This is a genomic window from Micromonospora sp. I033, from assembly GCF_053890995.1.
The window spans coordinates 1-17,236 of sequence record NZ_JBSSLX010000123.1 but is presented as its reverse complement, the minus strand read 5'-3'; the positions used below and the strand labels follow the sequence as shown (position 1 = coordinate 17,236).

At 73.2% G+C, this 17,236-nt stretch carries 21 protein-coding genes; 8 read left to right on the top strand and 13 right to left on the bottom strand.

Annotation, left to right across the window (positions count from 1 at the left end):
* Positions 1-563: 563 nt before the first annotated feature.
* Genes ACW0Q9_RS19890 through ACW0Q9_RS19880 form a run of 3 tightly spaced genes read right to left on the bottom strand, consistent with a single transcriptional unit; the run spans position 564 to position 2,252 of the window.
* Complete coding sequence (locus ACW0Q9_RS19890) at positions 564-899, bottom strand: YrdB family protein (protein WP_456183431.1); 336 nt, start codon at positions 897-899, stop codon at positions 564-566.
* Entirely contained in the window at positions 896-1,465 is a 570-nt protein-coding gene (locus ACW0Q9_RS19885) for a TetR-like C-terminal domain-containing protein (RefSeq protein WP_456183429.1), read from the bottom strand. The genes ACW0Q9_RS19890 and ACW0Q9_RS19885 overlap by 4 nt, the downstream gene beginning before the upstream one ends.
* Complete coding sequence (locus ACW0Q9_RS19880) at positions 1,458-2,252, bottom strand: alpha/beta fold hydrolase (RefSeq protein WP_456183427.1); 795 nt, start codon at positions 2,250-2,252, stop codon at positions 1,458-1,460. Before ACW0Q9_RS19880 ends, ACW0Q9_RS19885 begins: the two co-directional genes overlap by 8 nt.
* Before the next feature lie 77 nt (positions 2,253-2,329).
* On the opposite strand from ACW0Q9_RS19880, the gene ACW0Q9_RS19875 reads away from it, so the two are divergent.
* Complete coding sequence (locus ACW0Q9_RS19875) at positions 2,330-2,785, top strand: VOC family protein (RefSeq protein ID WP_456183425.1); 456 nt, start codon at positions 2,330-2,332, stop codon at positions 2,783-2,785.
* Position 2,786: 1 nt separating this feature from the next.
* Here the strand turns inward: ACW0Q9_RS19875 and ACW0Q9_RS19870 are convergent, their stop codons facing one another.
* Complete coding sequence (locus ACW0Q9_RS19870; RefSeq protein ID WP_456183423.1) at positions 2,787-3,707, bottom strand: proline dehydrogenase family protein; 921 nt, start codon at positions 3,705-3,707, stop codon at positions 2,787-2,789.
* 118 nt (positions 3,708-3,825) lie between these two features.
* On the opposite strand from ACW0Q9_RS19870, the gene ACW0Q9_RS19865 reads away from it, so the two are divergent.
* Genes ACW0Q9_RS19865 through ACW0Q9_RS19855 form a run of 3 tightly spaced genes read left to right on the top strand, consistent with a single transcriptional unit; the run spans position 3,826 to position 5,861 of the window.
* The gene (locus ACW0Q9_RS19865; protein WP_456183421.1) at positions 3,826-4,098 is read left to right on the top strand and encodes a hypothetical protein; all 273 of its coding nucleotides are present in this window, start codon (positions 3,826-3,828) and stop codon (positions 4,096-4,098) included.
* A 1-nt stretch (position 4,099) separates the two neighbouring features.
* Positions 4,100-5,266, top strand: a complete 1,167-nt coding sequence (locus ACW0Q9_RS19860) for a glutathionylspermidine synthase family protein (protein WP_456183419.1) — start codon at positions 4,100-4,102, stop codon at positions 5,264-5,266.
* 19 nt (positions 5,267-5,285) lie between these two features.
* A complete protein-coding gene (locus tag ACW0Q9_RS19855; protein WP_456183417.1) occupies positions 5,286-5,861 on the top strand; it encodes a CGNR zinc finger domain-containing protein in 576 nt (191 codons plus the stop codon).
* Between the two features lie 71 nt (positions 5,862-5,932).
* On the opposite strand, the gene ACW0Q9_RS19850 is transcribed toward ACW0Q9_RS19855, so the two are convergent.
* Together ACW0Q9_RS19850 and ACW0Q9_RS19845 are read right to left on the bottom strand one after the other, a co-directional pair.
* Positions 5,933-6,739 carry a sugar phosphate isomerase/epimerase family protein gene (locus ACW0Q9_RS19850; protein WP_456183415.1) on the bottom strand — a complete coding sequence of 269 codons (807 nt, stop codon included), beginning with the start codon at positions 6,737-6,739 and terminating at the stop codon, positions 5,933-5,935.
* 76 nt (positions 6,740-6,815) lie between these two features.
* Complete coding sequence (locus tag ACW0Q9_RS19845; RefSeq protein ID WP_456183413.1) at positions 6,816-7,760, bottom strand: Ppx/GppA phosphatase family protein; 945 nt, start codon at positions 7,758-7,760, stop codon at positions 6,816-6,818.
* 74 nt (positions 7,761-7,834) lie between these two features.
* Here ACW0Q9_RS19845 and ACW0Q9_RS19840 point away from each other — a divergent pair, with 74 nt between their 5' ends.
* Complete coding sequence (locus ACW0Q9_RS19840) at positions 7,835-8,644, top strand: hypothetical protein (RefSeq protein WP_456183411.1); 810 nt, start codon at positions 7,835-7,837, stop codon at positions 8,642-8,644.
* Here ACW0Q9_RS19840 and rraA read toward each other — a convergent pair.
* Genes rraA through ACW0Q9_RS19810 form a run of 6 tightly spaced genes read right to left on the bottom strand, consistent with a single transcriptional unit; the run spans position 8,641 to position 13,922 of the window.
* A complete protein-coding gene (gene rraA / locus ACW0Q9_RS19835; protein ID WP_456183409.1) occupies positions 8,641-9,126 on the bottom strand; it encodes a ribonuclease E activity regulator RraA in 486 nt (161 codons plus the stop codon). The genes ACW0Q9_RS19840 and rraA overlap by 4 nt on opposite strands.
* Before the next feature lie 19 nt (positions 9,127-9,145).
* A complete protein-coding gene (locus tag ACW0Q9_RS19830) occupies positions 9,146-10,345 on the bottom strand; it encodes an MFS transporter (protein WP_456183407.1) in 1,200 nt (399 codons plus the stop codon).
* On the bottom strand, positions 10,346-10,738 hold the full coding sequence (locus tag ACW0Q9_RS19825) for a universal stress protein (RefSeq protein WP_456183405.1): 393 nt from the start codon (positions 10,736-10,738) through the stop codon (positions 10,346-10,348).
* Entirely contained in the window at positions 10,735-12,237 is a 1,503-nt protein-coding gene (locus ACW0Q9_RS19820; RefSeq protein WP_456183403.1) for a tripartite tricarboxylate transporter permease, read from the bottom strand. The genes ACW0Q9_RS19825 and ACW0Q9_RS19820 overlap by 4 nt, the downstream gene beginning before the upstream one ends.
* The gene (locus tag ACW0Q9_RS19815) at positions 12,238-12,918 is read right to left on the bottom strand and encodes a tripartite tricarboxylate transporter TctB family protein (protein ID WP_456183401.1); all 681 of its coding nucleotides are present in this window, start codon (positions 12,916-12,918) and stop codon (positions 12,238-12,240) included.
* Positions 12,915-13,922 (bottom strand): Bug family tripartite tricarboxylate transporter substrate binding protein, encoded by a 1,008-nt coding sequence (locus ACW0Q9_RS19810; RefSeq protein ID WP_456183399.1) that lies wholly within the window; start codon positions 13,920-13,922, stop codon positions 12,915-12,917. The genes ACW0Q9_RS19815 and ACW0Q9_RS19810 overlap by 4 nt, the downstream gene beginning before the upstream one ends.
* A gap of 99 nt (positions 13,923-14,021) precedes the next feature.
* Here ACW0Q9_RS19810 and ACW0Q9_RS19805 point away from each other — a divergent pair, with 99 nt between their 5' ends.
* Both ACW0Q9_RS19805 and ACW0Q9_RS19800 read left to right on the top strand, forming a co-directional pair.
* Positions 14,022-15,665 carry an ATP-binding protein gene (locus ACW0Q9_RS19805; protein WP_456183397.1) on the top strand — a complete coding sequence of 548 codons (1,644 nt, stop codon included), beginning with the start codon at positions 14,022-14,024 and terminating at the stop codon, positions 15,663-15,665.
* Positions 15,662-16,336, top strand: coding sequence for a response regulator (locus ACW0Q9_RS19800; RefSeq protein WP_456183395.1), 675 nt, complete (start codon positions 15,662-15,664; stop codon positions 16,334-16,336). Before ACW0Q9_RS19805 ends, ACW0Q9_RS19800 begins: the two co-directional genes overlap by 4 nt.
* A gap of 150 nt (positions 16,337-16,486) precedes the next feature.
* On the opposite strand, the gene ACW0Q9_RS19795 is transcribed toward ACW0Q9_RS19800, so the two are convergent.
* On the bottom strand, positions 16,487-17,065 hold the full coding sequence (locus tag ACW0Q9_RS19795; RefSeq protein WP_456183393.1) for a hypothetical protein: 579 nt from the start codon (positions 17,063-17,065) through the stop codon (positions 16,487-16,489).
* Here ACW0Q9_RS19795 and ACW0Q9_RS19790 point away from each other — a divergent pair.
* Positions 16,979-17,236: hypothetical protein (locus tag ACW0Q9_RS19790; protein WP_456183433.1), on the top strand; the 258-nt coding region annotated here is incomplete at its 3' end. The genes ACW0Q9_RS19795 and ACW0Q9_RS19790 overlap by 87 nt on opposite strands.

The window sequence follows — 17,236 nt, the reverse complement described above, 5'->3', positions numbered from 1 at the left end:
GGCCGGGGCGGGCTCGCCGGTGCCGTCAGCGGCCGGGTGGCCGGCCGGACCGTCGCCGTCCCGCGGCACGGTGGGCGGCTGCTTGTTGCCGCTCGCCGCCGCGCCGGCGGGCCGCTCGTCACCGTCGGTCACCGGCGAAGGGTACGACCAATCGGGCGATCCAGGAAGAGTCCCCCGCGCGTCGCCCGAGCCGGCCCGGCCCGGGGTCCCTCTCGCACCGCCTGTCGACCTGACGTCGCAAACGACTCAGCCCCAACGGCGGATCTTGCGCGCCCGGGCGGCGGCGGATCGAGGTGGGGCTGTCCCGGCTGGACGACCGGCCGTCGTTGACCACAACGACCTATCCCGCCCGCTGCCCGAGTCACTGATCGTCGCGCGGGCGAGATCTTGGTAGGAAACGGCCCCCAGAGGGGCCGAAATCGTCCAAGATCCAGGCTGGCGAGGCGACGGGACGTCGGGCTCCGGGGTGGTGAGTCGTTTGCGACATCAGGTCGACAGGCGGCAGACGAGCAGGGCCACCTCGCGACCGCCCGAGACAACAGCCGGCACTTGCGGGGAGCGGGTCAGATCTTCTCGCCGGAGAGGGTGAGCAGGGTCTTGTCGAGCGCCCAGAGGGCCACCAGCACCGCGCCCGGCACCGGCCGGCCGGCCAGGGCGAGCAGCACGCCGCCGGTGACGAAGCAGGCGGCCTGCACGCCCAGCTTGGCCGGCACGGGCAGCGTCACGGTGGCCCGGGGCGAGCAGAACAGGCCCCAGACCACGGCGATCGCCAGCGGCGCACCGAGGCCGGCGAGCAGCCGTACCGGCAGGGTGGCGTCGAGGGTGAAGCCCCACCAGCCGGCGGCCGCGAGCAGGGCCAATTCCAGCAGGAAGATGAACGTGAACAGCAGAGCCTTCACCGGGACCCCCAGTTGCGGTACGCGGTGTCCAGCGCGGCCACCATCTCGTCGAAGGACCGGTCGATGTCCCGGGGCAGCCCGAACCCGCCGGCCGCCTCGAGGGTGATGAAGCCGTGCACGGCGGCCCGGAACATCCTGGTGGCGTCGACCGCCGCGTCGCCGTCGAGGCCGTACCCGCGCAGGATCGCGTAGATGGCGCCGACGGCCCGCTCGCCCGCGGCGACGTGCTCGGGGTCGCCGGGGTCCGGTGCCCGCTGGGTGGCCGGGTAGCGGCCGGGGTGCCGGCGTGCGTACTCGCGGAAGGCGGTGGCGGCGGCGCGCAGCGCGTCGCCGCCGGCCCGGCCCGCGGCGGCGGTGGTCAGCTCGGTGGCGACCTCGGCGGTGGCCAGCACGGCCAGCTTCTGGTGCAGCGCGTCCACGCCCCGGACGTGCTTGTAGAGGCTGGGCAGCGCGACACCGAGCCGGGCGGCGAGCGCGGCCAGGGTGAGCCGCTCGTGGCCGACCTCGTCGGCGAGCACGGCGGCCTCGCGGACCACGGTCTGCGGGGTCAGGCCGGCCCTAGGCACGGAAGGTCACCGCCAGGAACTCGACCAGGTCTGCGGCGGTCGCGTCGGGCTGGTCGGCCTGCGGGTAGTGACCGGAGTCGGCGATCATGCGGGCCTCGGCGGTGCTGAAGAGGCGGCGGGCGGCCCGCGCCTCGGCGCCCGGGTCCGGGAAGTCCGGGTCCTTCGTGCCCATGAGCACCAGCACCGGCTGCCGCACCTCCCGGGCGCGCGCGGTCCAGTGCGGCTCGGCCGACGCGACCACGCCGCGCACCGCGGCCATCCGGCCGCGCAGCTTGGCGACCATCTCCTTCCGGTACGCGGCGTCGTCAGCCGGCCGCCCGCACGGGAACAGGCTGCGGTGGAACATGCCGAACAGCCGCGGGCTGCGCAGCACGACCGCCTGGGCGACCCGCAGCACGGGGTTCGGCTTCGGCGGGGCGACGAACGGGCTGACCTGCACGATGCCGTTGACCAGCGCGGGGGCGTCGGCGGCGGCGAAGACCACGGCGGCGGCGCTGGACGAGCTGCCGACCAGGGTGGCCGGGCCGCCGCCGAGCGCCCGGACCACGGCGAGCAGGTCGCCGCCGACCTCGGCGGGGGCGTAGCCGGGCCAGTGCGGGCTGGAGTCGCCGTGCCCGCGTACGTCCACCGAGGCGACCCGGTAGCCGGCCGCGACCAGCCGGGGAACCAGGTGGCGGAAGCCCGCCCGGTTCTCCCCCATGCCGTGCGAGAGGACCACCAGCGGGCCCTCCCCGTGCACCTCGTACGCGATGGTTCCGCCGTCCCGGGCCACCTGGCTAATCGTCATAGCCATAAAGCTAAGGGCATTAGCTTTCACCGTCAAGGGTTGACCTCAACTCGGGTGGAGGTCGGAGGATCTCGCGCATGCCGCTCTCCGCAGACACCCACGTACGCGTCGCCCGCCCCAGCCACGACCTCGCCGCCGAACGGTTCTGGGCCGACGGCCTGGGCCTGGACGTGCTCTACCGGGGCGCCGCGGACGGGCCCGGCGAGCACGACCTGGTGATGCTCGGCTGGCCGGGCGCGGGGTGGCACCTGGAACTGGTCGGCGGCGGGGAACCGGCCGTCGCGCCGAGTCCCACGGCGGAGGACCTGTTCGTGCTCTACCTCGACGGGCCGGTCGACGACGAACTGGCCGACCGACTGGAACGGGCCGGCGGGACCAGGGTCTCCGCCGGCCCGTACTGGGACCTACGGCAACTCCAGCTCGGCGCGTCTGACGCCGCGCCGCGACCTGGAGCCGCCGGCTGGGGGGTCACGTTCGCCGATCCGGACGGCTACCGGCTGGTGCTGTGCACCCGGACCTGGTCGAACGCGTGAATCACTTCTTCGAGATCAGCGCGCGGCCGAAGAACGCCAGGTTGGCCGGGCGCTCGGCCAGCCGGCGCATGAGGTAGCCGTACCACTGGTCGCCGTAGGGGACGTAGGTGCGCACGGTGTAGCCGTCGCCGACGAGGCGCTTCTGCTCCTCGGGGCGGATGCCGAACAGCATCTGGAACTCGAACCGCTCCGGGCCGCGGTCGAACCAGCGGGCCCGGTCCTCGCCGATGGCGATCAGGCGCGGGTCGTGGGTGGCCAGCATCGGGTAGCCGTCCCCGGACATGAGCACGTTCAGGCACCGCACGTACGACTTGTCCACCTCGCGGGCGGACTGGTACGCCACCGACTCGGGCTCCTTGTACGCGCCCTTGCAGAGCCGCACCCGGGAGCCGGCGCCGGACAGCTCGCGGCAGTCCGACTCGGTCCGCCGCAGGTACGCCTGGAGCACCGCCCCGGTCGACGGGTAGTCCTTGCGCAGCTTGGCCAGGATGTCCAGGGTCGAGTCGGTGGTGGTGTGGTCCTCCATGTCCAGGGTGACCGTGGTGCCCGCGGCGTCGGCCGCCGCGCAGATCGCGCGCGCGTTGTCGTACGCGAGCTGCTCGTCGAACATCTGCCCGAGCGCGGAGAGCTTCACGCTGACCTCGGCGGCCGGGGTGAGCCCGGCGGCGCCCAGCAGGCGCAGCAGCTTGAGGTATTCGTCCCGGGTGGCGTTCGCCTGCTCCGGGGTGACGGTGTCCTCACCGAGGTTGTCGAGGGTGACCGCTTGGCCGTCGGCGACCAGTGCGCGGGTCGCGCGCAGCGCGTCGTCGGTGCCGGCGCCGGCGACGAACCGGCGGACGACGTCCCGGGTGAACGGGGCCGTCGCGACGAGCCGCTCGACCTGGGATGACCGGGAGGCGGCGAGGATGACGGAACGGAGCATGAGCCGAGCGTAACGCCCGCCGGTGGGCCCGCGCCGGGGGGCGGCGGGCAACGTCACGCAGCGTTCCGTCGGGGACCGTGGGGCGGCCCGGCTGGCGCGGATCCGCTACAACGATCACGTGGAACGACGCCCCCGACGCCGGCTCCGGTCGGCCACCGTGCAGCTCGGCGCCCTGACCGCGCTGGCCCTCGCCCTCTCCGGCTGCAACACCGGCTACGACGACGACGATGACGACTGCGCCCTGGGTCCGGCCGGCGGGGGCGGCGACACCGCCGCCGTGGCGTTGCGGATCCCCGCCCCGGCCACCGCCGCCCGGGACGTCCCGCCGGTCGCCGCGGCGCTGCCCGAGCGCGGCGGCTTCGGCACCCACCTCGCCTCCTGCGGCGGCTGAGGTGCGGCGCGAGACGAGCACGCCGCGCCCCGACTGGGACGCCACCGTCCGGGCCCAGGGCCTGGTGTACGTCGACACCGAGCTGCCCGACGGCGGGATCATGTCGTACTGGGACGAGACCGCCGCGTACGCCTTCGAGCTGGACGAGGTGCTCCGGCTGGAGGAGGCCACCGAGGAGCTGCACCGGATGTCGGTGGCCGCCGCCGAGCACGTGGTGGCCCGCAACCGGTACGCCGAGTTCGGCATCCCGCGGTGGGCCGCCGAGGCGGTCGCCCGGTCGCTGCGGGAGTCCCCGCCGACCCTCTACGGCCGGTTCGACCTCTGGTACGACGGCAGCTGGCCGCCGAAGCTGCTGGAGTACAACGCCGACACCCCGACCGCGCTGGTCGAGGCGAGCATCGTGCAGTGGTACTGGCTGGAGCACACCCGCCCGGACGTGGACCAGTGGAACAGCCTGCACGAGCGGCTGGTCGGCGCCTGGGCCAAGATCGGCGCCGGCCTGCACGACCCGCGGGTGCACGTGGTCTGGTCCGAGGAGGAGGAGTCGGGCGAGGACCAGATCACCGCCGGCTACCTGGCCGAGACCGCCCGGCAGGCGGGGCTGGACGTCACGCTGCTGCCGATCCAGCGGGTCGGCTGGGACGGACGGCGCTTCGTCGACGCCGCGGACCGGCCGATCACCACCTGTTTCAAGCTCTACCCGTGGGAGTGGATGCTCGCCGAACCGTACGGGCCGCCGGCGCTGGAACCGGGCACCCCGACCACCTGGATCGAGCCGGCCTGGAAGCTGCTGCTGTCGAACAAGGCGCTGCTGGCGGTGCTCTGGGAGCTTTACCCGGGCCACGAGTACCTGCTCCCCGCGTACCTGGACTCGCCGCGCGGGATGACCGAGTACGTGGCCAAGCCGCTGCTCGGCCGGGAGGGCGGCTCGGTCCGCATCGTCACCGGCGGGACCGAGATCACCAATCCGGGGATCTACGGCGACGAGGGCTTCTGCTACCAGGAGTTCCGGGCGCTGCCCGAGTTCGCGGGCAGCCGGCTGGTGCTGGGCAGCTGGGTCGTGGACGGCGAGTCGGCCGGCGCGGGCCTCCGGGAGAGCGAGAGCCTCATCACGGACGGTTACGCGCGGTTCCTGCCCCACTACATCGACGCGCCGCGTACGCCGTGAGTCGTCTACCGTTGGGGTCGTGAACTTCGACGCGTACGCCCGGACCGGTGTTGATCTCGTCAATGCCCGCCTGGACGACCTCGACGACCTGCGGGCCATTTTCCCCGACGACAACGCGTGGATGCGCGACGAAGTCGCCGACCGGGACCTGGCGATCTTCCGGCGGGCGCAGAAGCGCCTGCGCGACGTCTTCGAGTACGGCACCTCGGGCCGGGACGCCGAGGCGGTGACCGAGCTGAACGCGCTGCTGGAGGCGTTCCCGGTGCAGCCGCGCATCTCCGGCCACGACTCCTCCGACTGGCACATGCACGTGACCAGCCGGGGCGCCTCGGTCAGCTCCGAATACCTGGCCGGCGCGGTCTGGGGGCTGTCGGTCTGGCTCTGCGAGTACGGCAGCGCCCGGTTCGGCGTCTGCGCCGACGAGCGCTGCGGCAACGTCTACCTGGACACCTCGTCCAACTGCTGCCGGCGGTTCTGCTCGGAGCGCTGCGCCACCCGCTCGCACGTGGCCGCGCACCGGGCCCGCAAGCGGGCCGCCGTCGGCGAGCAGGTGACCGTCCCGGCCCAACCGGAACCGCTCACCCCGGTCAGCTGACCCGCCGCCCCTTCCCGACGACTCCCGCTCGGCGCGTCCTCGCCGCGCCACGACCTGGAGCCGTCGCCCGCTCAGGCGTCGACCGGGGAGGGGGCGGTCAGGTTGGCCCGGGCGAACTCGAGCGACTCGCGCAGGTCCGCCTCGCGGACCGCGCGGCTCTTCGCGCCCCGGGTGGTCACCTCGACCGCCACCGAGCCGGTGAAGCCCCGGCCGGCCAGCGAGCGGAGCAGCTCCGCGCAGGGCTGGCCGCCGCGCCCGGGCACCAGGTGCTCGTCGCGCCCCTCGCCGGTGCCGTCGCCCAGGTGCACGTGGGCCAGCTCGGACCCCATCCGGTCGGCCATGGCCAGCGCGTCGGTGTGCGAGGCCGCGCAGTGCGACAGGTCCAGGGTGTACGCGGCGTAGCCGGTGTCGGTCGGGTCCCAGCCCGGGACGTACGGGACGAACTGCCGGCCGGCCATCCGCACCGGGTACATGTTCTCCACGGCGAAGCGCAGCCCGCCGAACCGGCCGGCGATCCGGTCCAGCCCGTCGGCGAAGTTGCGGGCGTAGTCGCGCTGCCAGGTGAACGGCGGGTGCACCACGACCGTGGGCGCCTCCAGCGTCTCGGCCAGCTCGGCGGCCCGGCGCAGCCGCTCCCACGGGTCGGGGCTCCACACCCGCTGGGTGACCAGCAGGCAGGGCGCGTGCACCGAGAGGACCGGGATGCCGTAGTGGTCGGCGAGGCCGCGCAGCGCGCCCGCGTCCTGGCTGACCGGGTCGGTCCAGACCATCACCTCGATGCCGTCGTACCCGAGCGCCGAGCCCAGCTGGAACGCCGCCGCGGTGCGCTCAGGGAAGACCGAGGACGTGGACAGGAGCACCGGAACGCGGGAAGTCACGCCCCTCAGGGTAGCCGCACCCGCCAGCGCGCATCAGGACGAGCACCCGCAAAAGACGTAGAACGGCCGACCGGGATCACATCGGCGCGAGTTGATCGAGCCGGCGCAGGATGACCCCCTCGCGCAGCGCCCAGGGGCAGATGTCCAGGCTGTCGACGTCGAGCCGGCGCAGCACCGCCTCGGCCACCACCGCCCCGGCGAGGAGCTGGTGGGCCCGCTGCGCGCTGACCCCCTCCAGCTCGGGCAGCTGGGCCGGCGGGATGTGCCGGATGAACCCGAGCACCTGCCGCAACCCGGTGCGGGTCAGGCTGCGCCGGGCCCAGAGCCCGGCCCCGGAGGGCGCCGCGCCGGCCAGCCGGGCCAGCATCCGGAAGGTCTTCGAGGTGGCCACCGGGCGCTCCCAGCCCACCTCGGTGAGCTGCTCGACCACCGCGTCGAGCTGGGCGTCGACGTACTCCCGCAGCTCCTCGACGGCCTCGGCCGACGGCGGCACGGTGCCGGACGGGTCGACCTTGAGCCGCTCCCGACTCAACCGCCCCGCGCCCAGCGGCAGCGAGACCGCCACGTCCGGGCCCTCGTCGATGCCGGCGGCCAGCTCCAGCGAGCCACCCCCGATGTCCATCGCCAGCAGGCGGCCGGCGGACCAGCCGAACCACCGCCGCACCGCCAGGAAGGTCATCCGCGCCTCGTCCGCTCCGGAGAGCACCTCCAGGCGTACGCCGGTCTCGTCGCGGACCCGGGCCAGCACCTCGCCGGCGTTGCTGGCGTCGCGGACCGCGCTGGTGGCGAACGCCAGCAGGTCGTCGGCCTCCAGCCCGTCCGCCGCCGCACGCGCCATGCCGACGGCCTTGACCAGCCCGTCCGCGCCCGCCTCGGTCAGCGCGCCGTCCGGACCCATCTGCTCGGCCAGCCGGAGCACCACCTTCTCGGAGTGCGCCGGCCACGGGTGGGCGCCGTGGTGCGCGTCGACCACCAGGAGGTGCACCGTGTTGGAACCCACGTCGAGGACACCCAGTCGCATGCTGACGACCCTAGGGCCAACACGTTTCCTCGGCTCGCCGGCCGGGCGGGGTCACCCCGCGTACGCTGGTCCGAGTGACAGGGCAGATCGAGCTTCACGTGCTGGTGGACGACCCCGACGACCCGCGCAGCCGCGAGGTCGGGCTGGACTTCCCCCGGGAGTGGATCGAGTTCGTCGACCCGGCCGACGCGAAGCACCTGGTGCGGGCCGACCTGACCTGGCTGCTCTCCCGCTGGACGTGCGTCTTCGGCCGGGGCTGCCACGGCATCATCGCCGGCCGTGCCGCGGACGGCTGCTGCTCGCACGGCGCGTTCTTCACGGACGGCGACGACGAGAAGCGGGTCCGGGCGGCGGTCAAGCGGCTCACCCCGGAGACGTGGCAGCACTTCCGGCGGGGCTTCAAGAACTGGACCGAGAACGACACCATCGACGGGAAGAACCCTGCCCGCCGGACGGCCACCCGGGCCGTTGACGCGCCCTGCGTCTTCCTCAACGACGCCGACTTCCCGGGCGGGGGCGGCTGCGCGCTGCACGCCCAGGCGCTGCGCGACGGGGTGCACCCGCTGGAATACAAGCCGGACGTCTGCTGGCAGCTGCCGATCCGCCGCGACCAGGAGTGGCACAAGCGGCCGGACAACACCAAGGTGCTGATCTCCACGCTCACCGAGTTCGACCGCCGGGGCTGGGGCGCGGGCGGTCACGACCTGGACTGGTGGTGCACCTCCTCCACCGACGCGCACGTCGGCGCCGACCCCATGTACGTCTCCTACGGCCCGGAGCTGACCGCGCTGATCGGCGCCCCCGCGTACGCGAAGCTGGCCGAGCTCTGTGCGGCCCGGCTCCGCCAGGGCCAGGTCGCCCCGCACCCGGCCACCGAGAGCTAGTCCCGCCCGGCGACCGGCAGCACGACGACGCCGTCGTCGTCGCTGTGCACCTCCGCGCCGGGCAGGAAGACGCAGTTGCCGAACGACACCGGCACGTCCCGCTCGCCGGCACCGGTCTTGGCGCTCTTGCGCGGGTTCGTGCCGAGCGCCTTGATGCCGATCGGCAGGGCACCGAGGGCGACGACGTCGCGGACCGCACCGTTGATCACCACGCCGGCCCAGCCGTTCGCCGCCGCCGTGCCGGCGATGAGGTCACCCATCAGGGCGGTGTGCAGCGAACCGCCGCCGTCCACCACCAGCACCCGGCCCTCACCCGGTTCGGCCACGATCGACTTGACCAGGGCGTTGTCCTGGAAGCAGCGCACCGTGACGGCCGGGCCGGCGAAGGCCCGGACCCCGCCGAACTGGCGCAGCTGGGTGTCGCACGAGCCGAGGGCGTCGCCGTGCCGGTCGTAGAGGTCGGCGGTCGTGGGGGTCTCCATGGTCGTCCTTCTCTCTCACTCAGGGATTCGGATCCGCGGGCGGTGACCTGTGCAGGCGGGTGGCGGCGACGGCCGCGCCGGCCAGGCCGGCCGCCGTGCAGGCGAGGACGCCGGCCGCGCCGGCGCCGGCCGCGAGCGCACCGGCCGCGCTGGGGATGAGCACCTGACCGAGCCGGTTGCCGGTGAGCCGCAGCGACATCGCCCGGCCGCGCAGCCCGGGCGGGGCCACCTCGGCCAGGAACGACATGGTCAGCGGCTGGCCCGCGCCGAGCCCGAGTCCGGCCACCGCGACCACGACCAGCAGGACCGCGAACGGCAGCGGTGGCAGCAGCAGGGCCAGCCCGACGGCGGAGAGCGCCACAGTGCCGACCAGCACGACCCGCCGGCCGAGGGCCGCCACCAGCCGGCCGAGCAGCAGCCGGGACGCCATCGAGGCGACCGCCCGGACCCCGAGCAGGATGCCGATCGAACCGGCGGCGATGCCGCGTTCCGCGCCGAGCGCGGGCAGGTAGACCAGGGTGATGTCGACCGCCGCCAGGACGACGCAGCTCACCGTGAGGGCGCGGGCCAGGCCGGGCTGGCGGAGCAGGTCGCGCAGCCCACCGGCGCGGGAACCCTCGGTGGCCTGCCGGTGGTGTCCGGACGGGCGCAGGAACAGCGCGACCACCAGCAGCGGCAGCGCCACCACCGTGGCGCCGAGGAAGATGGCCCGGGTGTCGGGGATCGTGCGGTCCCCGCCGAAGAGCACGATCAGGCCGGGACCGAGCGCCTGCCCCAGCGAGGCCGCGAAGGTGTAGTAGCCGAACGCGGCGTCGTACCGGTCGGCCGGGGTGCGGTTGGCGACCAGCGCCTGCTGGGCGAGCACGGCGCAGAGGTGTGCGGTGCCGAGCGCCATGCTGGCCAGGACCAGGCCGACCACCGAGCCGGCGAGCAGCACGAAGCCGAGGCCGGCGGCGACCAGCAGGGCCGACCCGGCGAGCGCGACGCGGCGCTCGCCGAGCCGGTCCACGGCGTGCCCGGAGGGCACGGCCAGCACCAGGGGTACGACGGCGAAGCTGGCCCCGAGCACGCCCAGCCAGGCTCCCGGCACGTCCAGCTCCAACGCCCGGTACGCGGACGCCGGCCGGAGCATGAACGTGACCGCCTGCACCGCGACGGTGTGCGTGAGCAGCAGGCCGGTCTGGGCGCGCCCGGGGACGGCGGAGCCCCCGGGCGGCACTCAGTCGGCCTTCACGGCGAGCACCGGGCAGGGCACCCGGAGCAGGATCTCCTGTGCGGTCGAGCCCATGATCAGTTTGCCGACCGGGGTGCGGTGCCGGATGCCGATAACGACCAGCGACACGTCCTCCGTCTCGACGATCTCGGCGATCTCCTCCGCCGCGTCCCGCCCCCGCATGAGCTGCCGCACGTCGTGCGGCACCCCGGCGGCGACCAGCTCGCGGACCACCCGGTCCAGGTCCGGCTCCTGGGCGAGCCGCGGGTCGGCGTACGCGTCGCCGCGCGAGGTGTTCACCACCAGCACCGGCTCGTCGCGGAACCGGGCCTGCTCGATCGCGGCCCGCAGGGCGGCCTCGCCCAGCGGCGAGGGGACGTACCCCACCAGGACCGTCATGCCGTCACCACCTTTCCGCGCAGCGGACGGACCACGAACCGGCCGATCAGCGGCCAGAGGAGCACCACGGCGATCGTGGCGTAGATCAGCCAGGACACCCAGCCGCCGATCAGTCCGTGCAGCTCACCGCCGGAGAGCTGCAACGCGCGCCGGCCCTGCAGTTCGGCGCGCGGGCCGAGGATGACGCCGACGATCAGCGGCAGGATCGGCAGCCCGAAGCGGCGCATGCCGAAGCCGAGCAGGCCGAGGGCGAGCAGCAGGTACAGGTCGAACGGCTGCGCGTTGACCGCGTACGCGCCCATCGAGGCGAAGAAGAGAATCCCCGCGTAGAGGTAGGGGCGCGGGATCCGCAGCAGCCGTGCCCAGGCCGGGGCGAGCGGCAGGTTGAGCACCAGCAGCAGCAGGTTGCCCACGAAGAGGCTGGCGATCAGCGTCCAGACCAGGCTGGACTCCCGGGTGAAGAGCAGCGGGCCGGGCTGGATGCCGTACCCCTCGAAGGCGGCCAGCATCACCGCGGCGGTGGCGTTGGTCGGCAGGCCGATGGCCAGCATCGGCACCAGGGTGCCGGCGGCCGAGGCGTTGTTCGCGGCCTCCGGCCCGGCGACGCCCTCGATCGCGCCCCGGCCGAACTCCTCCGGGTGCTTCGTCAGCCTCTTCTCGGTGACGTACGACAGGAAGGTGGGGATCTCCGCCCCGCCCGCCGGCACCGCGCCGAACGGGAACCCGAACGCCGTGCCGCGCAGCCACGGCTTCCAGGACCGCTTCCAGTCCTGCTTCCCCATCCACGGCTGGCCGACCGGGATCACCTCGCCGGACCTGCGGCGCAGGTGCGCGGCGATCCAGAGCGCCTCGCCCACGGCGAAGATGCCGACGGCCACCACGACCACGTCGATGCCGTCGGCGAGCTGCGGCAGCCCGAAGGTGAGCCGCTGCTGGCCGGACTGGTCGATGCCGATCACACCGATCACGAGGCCGAGCAGCAGCGAGGCGAAGCCGCGTACCCGGGAGGCGCCGAGCACCGCGGTGACGGACACGAACGCCAGCAGCATCAGCGCGAAGTAGTCGGGTGCGCCGAGGCTGATCGCGAACTGCACCACCGGCGGGGTGACCACCACCAGCAGCACGGTGGCGATGGTGCCGGCGACGAACGAGCCGATCGCGGCGGTGGCCAGGGCCTGGGCGGCCCGGCCCGCCTTCGCCATCTTGTTGCCCTCGATCGCGGTCACCACCGACGAGGACTCGCCAGGGGTGTTCAGCAGGATCGAGGTGGTCGAACCGCCGTACATGCCGCCGTAGAAGATGCCGGCGAACATGATGAAGGCCTGGGCCGGCTCCATCCCGTAGGTGACCGGCAGCAGCAGCGCCACGGTCATCGCCGGGCCGATGCCGGGCAGCACGCCGACGGCGGTGCCGATGGTCACCCCGATCAGCGCGAACAACAGGTTCATCGGGGTCAGCACGTTGGCGAACCCGTCGAGCAGGTTGGCGAAGTTGTCCATCTACAGGATCCCTTGCAGCACGCCGGCGGGCAGGTCGACGCCGAGCCCGATGGCGAAGGTGTAGAACGTGATCAACGACAGCGCCACGGCGATCAGCAGGTTGCGCACGTAGTGGCGGTTGCCCAGCGCGTAGGCCGAACCCCAGAAGAGGATCGTCCCGCTGATCACCCAGCCGAGCCGGTCGATGAGCACGGCGTTGACCAGGAACGCGCCGACCAGCAGCAGCACGGTGCGCCAGTCGACCGGAAGGCTCAGGTCGACGTCCTCGCCGGCCTCCGGCTCGCCGGCGCCGCCGCGGGCCACGTCCACCGCGTAGATCACCGCGATGACGAGCAGCAGCACGCCGAGCAGGATCGGCACCGGCTTCGGGCCGATGGGGTCGGCCGTGTTGATCGCGCTCCCGATCCGGGTCGTCGCGTCGAAGATCACGAGCCCGCCGACCAGGGCGAGGAACGCGCAGACGCCGTACTGCGCCCGGTCGGGCTTCCGGGCCGGCTCCGCGACGGCGTCCGCCACCGGGTCGGTCCCGGCCGCCGTGGCCGCCGGCTCGGTCCCGGCCGCCGTGGCCGCCGGCTCCTCCGGCGTACGCTCCGGGCCCGGCTGGGCCGGGATGTCCGGTACGGCCGGGGGCCGGGACGGCGGCTCGCCGCCCCGGTCCGGTCGCGTCGTCCTGCCGCTCATGCCAACCCGAGCTGCTTGAGCACGTCGGCCACGGCCTTGTCCTGCTCGGTGAGGAAGGTCCCGAACTCGTCGCCGGTGACGAACGCGTCGGTCCAGCCGCGCTTCGTCAGCTCGGCCTTCCACTCCTCCGACTCGTGCATCTTCGTCAGCACGTCGATCCAGACCTTCTTGTCGGCGTCGCTGATGCCGGGCGGCGCCACGATGCCCCGCCAGTTGGTGAAGACCAGGTCGATGCCGGCGGACTTCAGGGTCGGCACGTCCTTGAGCGCCTCGATCGGCGCCTCACTGGTCACCGCGAGGACCCGGATCTGACCGGCCTCCACCTGGTCCAGGAACTCGCCGAACCCGCTCGCGCCGAAGGCCACCTTGCCGCCGAGGACGGCGGGGAGCAGTTCGCCGCCGCCGTCGTACGAGACGAAGTTGACCTGGCGGGGGTCGATGCCGACGGTCTTGGCGAGCTGCATGGGCAGCAGGTGGTCCGGGCCGCCGGGCGAGGAGCCGCCGCCGACCGCGATCTTCCTGGGGTCGGCCTTCCAGGCCGCGACCAGGTCGTTGATGGTCTTGTACGGGGAGTCCTTCGGCACCACGATGGCGCCGGCCTCCTCGATCATCTTGGCCAGCGGGGTGGTCTGGGTCAGCGTCGCCGCCGACTTCGAGGTGTAGGAGGCACCGACCACGCCCAGGCCCATCTGCATGGCGAGCTTGCCGTTGCCCTTCTCGTTCACGGTCCGCTGGAGGCCGACCGTGCCGCCCGCGCCGGGCAGGTTGAACACCTGCACGCCGGTGGCGATCTTGGCGTCCTCCATCACCTTCGCGGCGGTCCGGGCGGTGGTGTCGTATCCGCCACCGGGGGTGTTCGGGACCATGATCCGCAGTCCGCTGACCGGCTTGCCGTCGTTGCTGGAGCCGCCCTCGTTCTTGTCGGCGGTGGCGCCACAGGCAGCCAGGGCCAGCGCCGTGGCGGCGGCGACCCCCATGACCAGCACGTTTCTCCTAGTTGCCATCTTGTTTCTCTTCCGTTTCGAATGAGTCCAGCGGCAAGATGGTGGCCTCCACCCGGGCAGCTTGTCTGCGTTGTGTCACCAGCGGAAGTTGAGGTCTTTGTGGTCGCGGTCACGTCCCGGCGTCGTACGCTCGCCGGGCAACTGCTGATCCTCCAGCTCGCGATCATCGTCGTGGTGCTGGTGGCGGTGGCCGCCGTCTCGCTGGCGCAGTCGGCGGCGACCTTCAACCGGGTCGAGGGGCGCCGCGTCGCCGCCCTGGGCGAACGGCTCGGTGGCAGCCCCCTGCTCCGCGACCAGCTCGACCAGCCGGCGCCCGGCGAGGCGGTCGCCCCACTGGTGCAGAACATCCCCGACCAGTACGGCGTCACGTCGGTCACCGTCGCCAACGCCCGGGGCCGGGTGGTCGCCTCGACGAACCCGACCCTGGTGGGCAGCCGGGTGGTGCTCGGCGACCCCCAGGTGGCGCAGGGCCGGAGCTGGTTCGGGGAGCTGGAGATCGACGGATCGCGACAGCTCGTGGCCCAGGTGCCGGTGCTCGGCGACGACCCGAAGACCAAGAAGAACCTCGGCCGGTACCTCGGTGTGGTGGTGGTCGGCGAGGCGTCGCCGACCTGGTCGCAGCGGCTGGTCGGGGCGTCGTCGTACCTGTTGACCTACCTGGGCATCGCCTGCGGCCTCGGGGTGGTCGGCTCGTGGCTGCTGGCCCGCCGGATCAAGCGGCAGACCCTCGGCCTGGAACCCCGGGAGATCGCCGGGCTGGCCGAGCACCGGGAGGCGCTGCTGCACGGCATCGCCGAGGGCGTGATCGCGCTGGACCCCCAGCACCGGATCACCCTGGTCAACGCGGTCGGCCGGCGGCTGCTCGACCTGCCCGAACACTGCCTCGGCCGCAGCCTCGCCGAGCTGCGGATCAACGGCCGGCTGCGGGACGTGCTGGCCGGCGCGGGCAGCGGCCCGGAGGCCCGGGACCAGGTGGTGGTCCGGGGCGGCCGGGTGCTGGTGATGAACCGGATGACGGTCCGCAAGGACGGCCGCCGCCTCGGCTCGGTCACCACGCTGCGGGACCGGACCGAGCTGGCCCGGCTGGAGCAGGAGATCGGCTCGTTCCGCAGCACCACTGAGCTGCTCCGGGCGCAGACCCACGAGTTCGCCAACCAGTTGCACACCATCTCAGGGCTGATCCAGATCGGCGAGCACGACGAGGTCGTCCGGTACGTCGACGCGCTGAGCCGGCACCGCGCCTCGCTCGACCTCACGGTGACCAGCCGGATCCACGACACGGCGGTGGCGGCGCTGCTCATGGCGAAGTCGGCGGTGGCCGCCGAGCGCCGGGTGGAGCTGCGGGTCTCCGAACGGACCGGGCTGGACCGGCTGCCGCCGGAGCTGGCCGCGGACGTGGCCACCGTGCTCGGCAACCTGGTGGACAACGCGGTCGAGGCGGTGGCCGGTGACCCGTCCGACCGCCCCGCCTGGGTGGAGGTCGAGCTGCGCCAGGACGCCGCCTCGGTGGAGATCGTGGTCCGCGACTCCGGCCCCGGGGTGGGGCCGGAGCTGGCGCAGGAGGTGTTCACCCACGGCTTCACCACCAAGGCGGCCGAAGGCGGCGAGCGCGGCATCGGCCTCGCACTCACCCGGCTGGTCTGCCACCGCCGCGGCGGCGAGGTCGCGGTGACCAACACCGACGAGGGGGCGATGTTCACCGCCCGGATGTCGGTGCTGAACGTGCCGGAGGGGGCGCGATGATCGACGTACTCGTCGTCGACGACGACTTCATGGTGGCCCGGATCCACCGTGGTTTCGTCGAACGGATCGCCGGCTTCCGGGTGGTCGGCACCGCCAGCACCGGCGAGGAGGCGGTGGCCGCGGTCGACCGGCTCCGCCCCGACCTGGTCCTGCTCGACCTCTACCTGCCCGACATGTTCGGCCTGGACGTGGTGACCCGGATCCGGGCCGCCCGGCACGACTGCGACGTGCTGGTGATCAGCGCCGCCCGGGAGGCCGAGGCGGTCCGCCGGGCGGTCCGCTACGGCGCGGTCAACTACCTGCTCAAGCCGTTCGGCTTCGACGAACTGCGCACCCGGCTGGAGCAGTACGCGACCCGTCGCACCGCGCTGCGCGCGGCCGTCGTCGCCGACCAGGCCGACGTCGACCGGGTGCTGTCCCGCAGCGGCTCGCCGGCCGCCACCGCGACCCTGCCCCGGGGCCTCAGCCCGGAGACCGCCGAACTGGTGGAACGCGCCCTGCGCGAGCACGACGGGACGCTCTCGGCCAGCGAGTGCGCCGACCGGGTCGGCATCTCCCGGGTCAGCGCCCGCCGCTACCTGGAGCACTTCTCCGGCACCGGCCGGGCCGAGGTGACCCTCAAGTACGGCGCGGCCGGCCGTCCCGAGCGCCGCTACACCTGGCTGGCCTGACCCGGTCCACGCCGGTCCGGCCGGCGGCGCGGCGCCGGATGCGGCCACACAAGGCTGCCCGCTGACGCCCGGTTCTGGCGACCCGCCCTAGATCTTGGACAGTTCCCGTTCGCCCCGAACGGTAACTGTCCAAGATCCGGAGACGCCGCCTCAGCTGTTCCAGTGCTGGGCGGTGATGTCGGCGGCCTGCTGCTCCCACTGCGCGTACGCGTCGGGGTAGGCCGAGACCTGCACGGTCTGGGCGGCCTCGGTCAGCGGCATGTCCTGCCAGCCGTCAACCTGCTTCAGACCCTTGAGGAAGGCGAGCGTCGAGTACTCGGGGTCGGTGATCTGCTCCGGCGAACCCCAACCCGAGCTCGGGCGCTGCTGGAACAGGCCCAGCGAGTCGTGGTCATTCTTGTCGCCGAGGTGACCCAGGTTCTCCAGCTTCGACTCCTGCAGACTCGTGGCGATCGAGATCACCGCGGCCCGCTCCGGCAGACCCGCCTTCTTCGTCGCCGCGATGATCGCCTTCGCGTTCGCGACCTGCTCGTCGTTCAGATCGATCTTCGACTGGGCGCCCTGCACACCGTGCGGGATCAGCTTGTCACCCTGCACGCTCACCGCCACAGGCTTCGTGCCCTGCACCGGGGCAGCGTCCGCGTGAGCGGCGATCGGACCGGCGAAGACACCACCGGTGAAAGCCAGACCAGCAATACCGAGAACGCTCTTACGCAGCATCGTGTTCACGAGAAGCTCCATTCGGGGGTTGGCGCACACAGCCGATGGGGGTCGGCGGTGCGCAAGCACCGTCAGGCGCTCACAGGGGAAAGTCTTGGGGATCATCCGACGCGCGGGGCGGAGCCACTTCGTCGCGCCGGGACCATGTACAACGACCGGCGGCCCACCATCATTCCGGGC

Excerpts from the sequence above, each read along its gene's own strand:
- ACW0Q9_RS19845 (WP_456183413.1), bottom strand. The coding sequence starts at position 7,760 with ATGCGACTGGGTGTCCTCGACGTGGGTTCCAACACGGTGCACCTCCTG.
- ACW0Q9_RS19815 (WP_456183401.1), bottom strand. The coding sequence starts at position 12,918 with ATGAGCGGCAGGACGACGCGACCGGACCGGGGCGGCGAGCCGCCGTCC.
- ACW0Q9_RS19825 (WP_456183405.1), bottom strand. The coding sequence starts at position 10,738 with ATGACGGTCCTGGTGGGGTACGTCCCCTCGCCGCTGGGCGAGGCCGCC.
- ACW0Q9_RS19810 (WP_456183399.1), bottom strand. The coding sequence starts at position 13,922 with ATGGCAACTAGGAGAAACGTGCTGGTCATGGGGGTCGCCGCCGCCACG.
- ACW0Q9_RS19800 (WP_456183395.1), top strand. The coding sequence starts at position 15,662 with ATGATCGACGTACTCGTCGTCGACGACGACTTCATGGTGGCCCGGATC.
- rraA (WP_456183409.1), bottom strand. The coding sequence starts at position 9,126 with ATGGAGACCCCCACGACCGCCGACCTCTACGACCGGCACGGCGACGCC.
- ACW0Q9_RS19880 (WP_456183427.1), bottom strand. The coding sequence starts at position 2,252 with ATGACGATTAGCCAGGTGGCCCGGGACGGCGGAACCATCGCGTACGAG.
- ACW0Q9_RS19820 (WP_456183403.1), bottom strand. The coding sequence starts at position 12,237 with ATGGACAACTTCGCCAACCTGCTCGACGGGTTCGCCAACGTGCTGACC.
- ACW0Q9_RS19870 (WP_456183423.1), bottom strand. The coding sequence starts at position 3,707 with ATGCTCCGTTCCGTCATCCTCGCCGCCTCCCGGTCATCCCAGGTCGAG.
- ACW0Q9_RS19875 (WP_456183425.1), top strand. The coding sequence starts at position 2,330 with ATGCCGCTCTCCGCAGACACCCACGTACGCGTCGCCCGCCCCAGCCAC.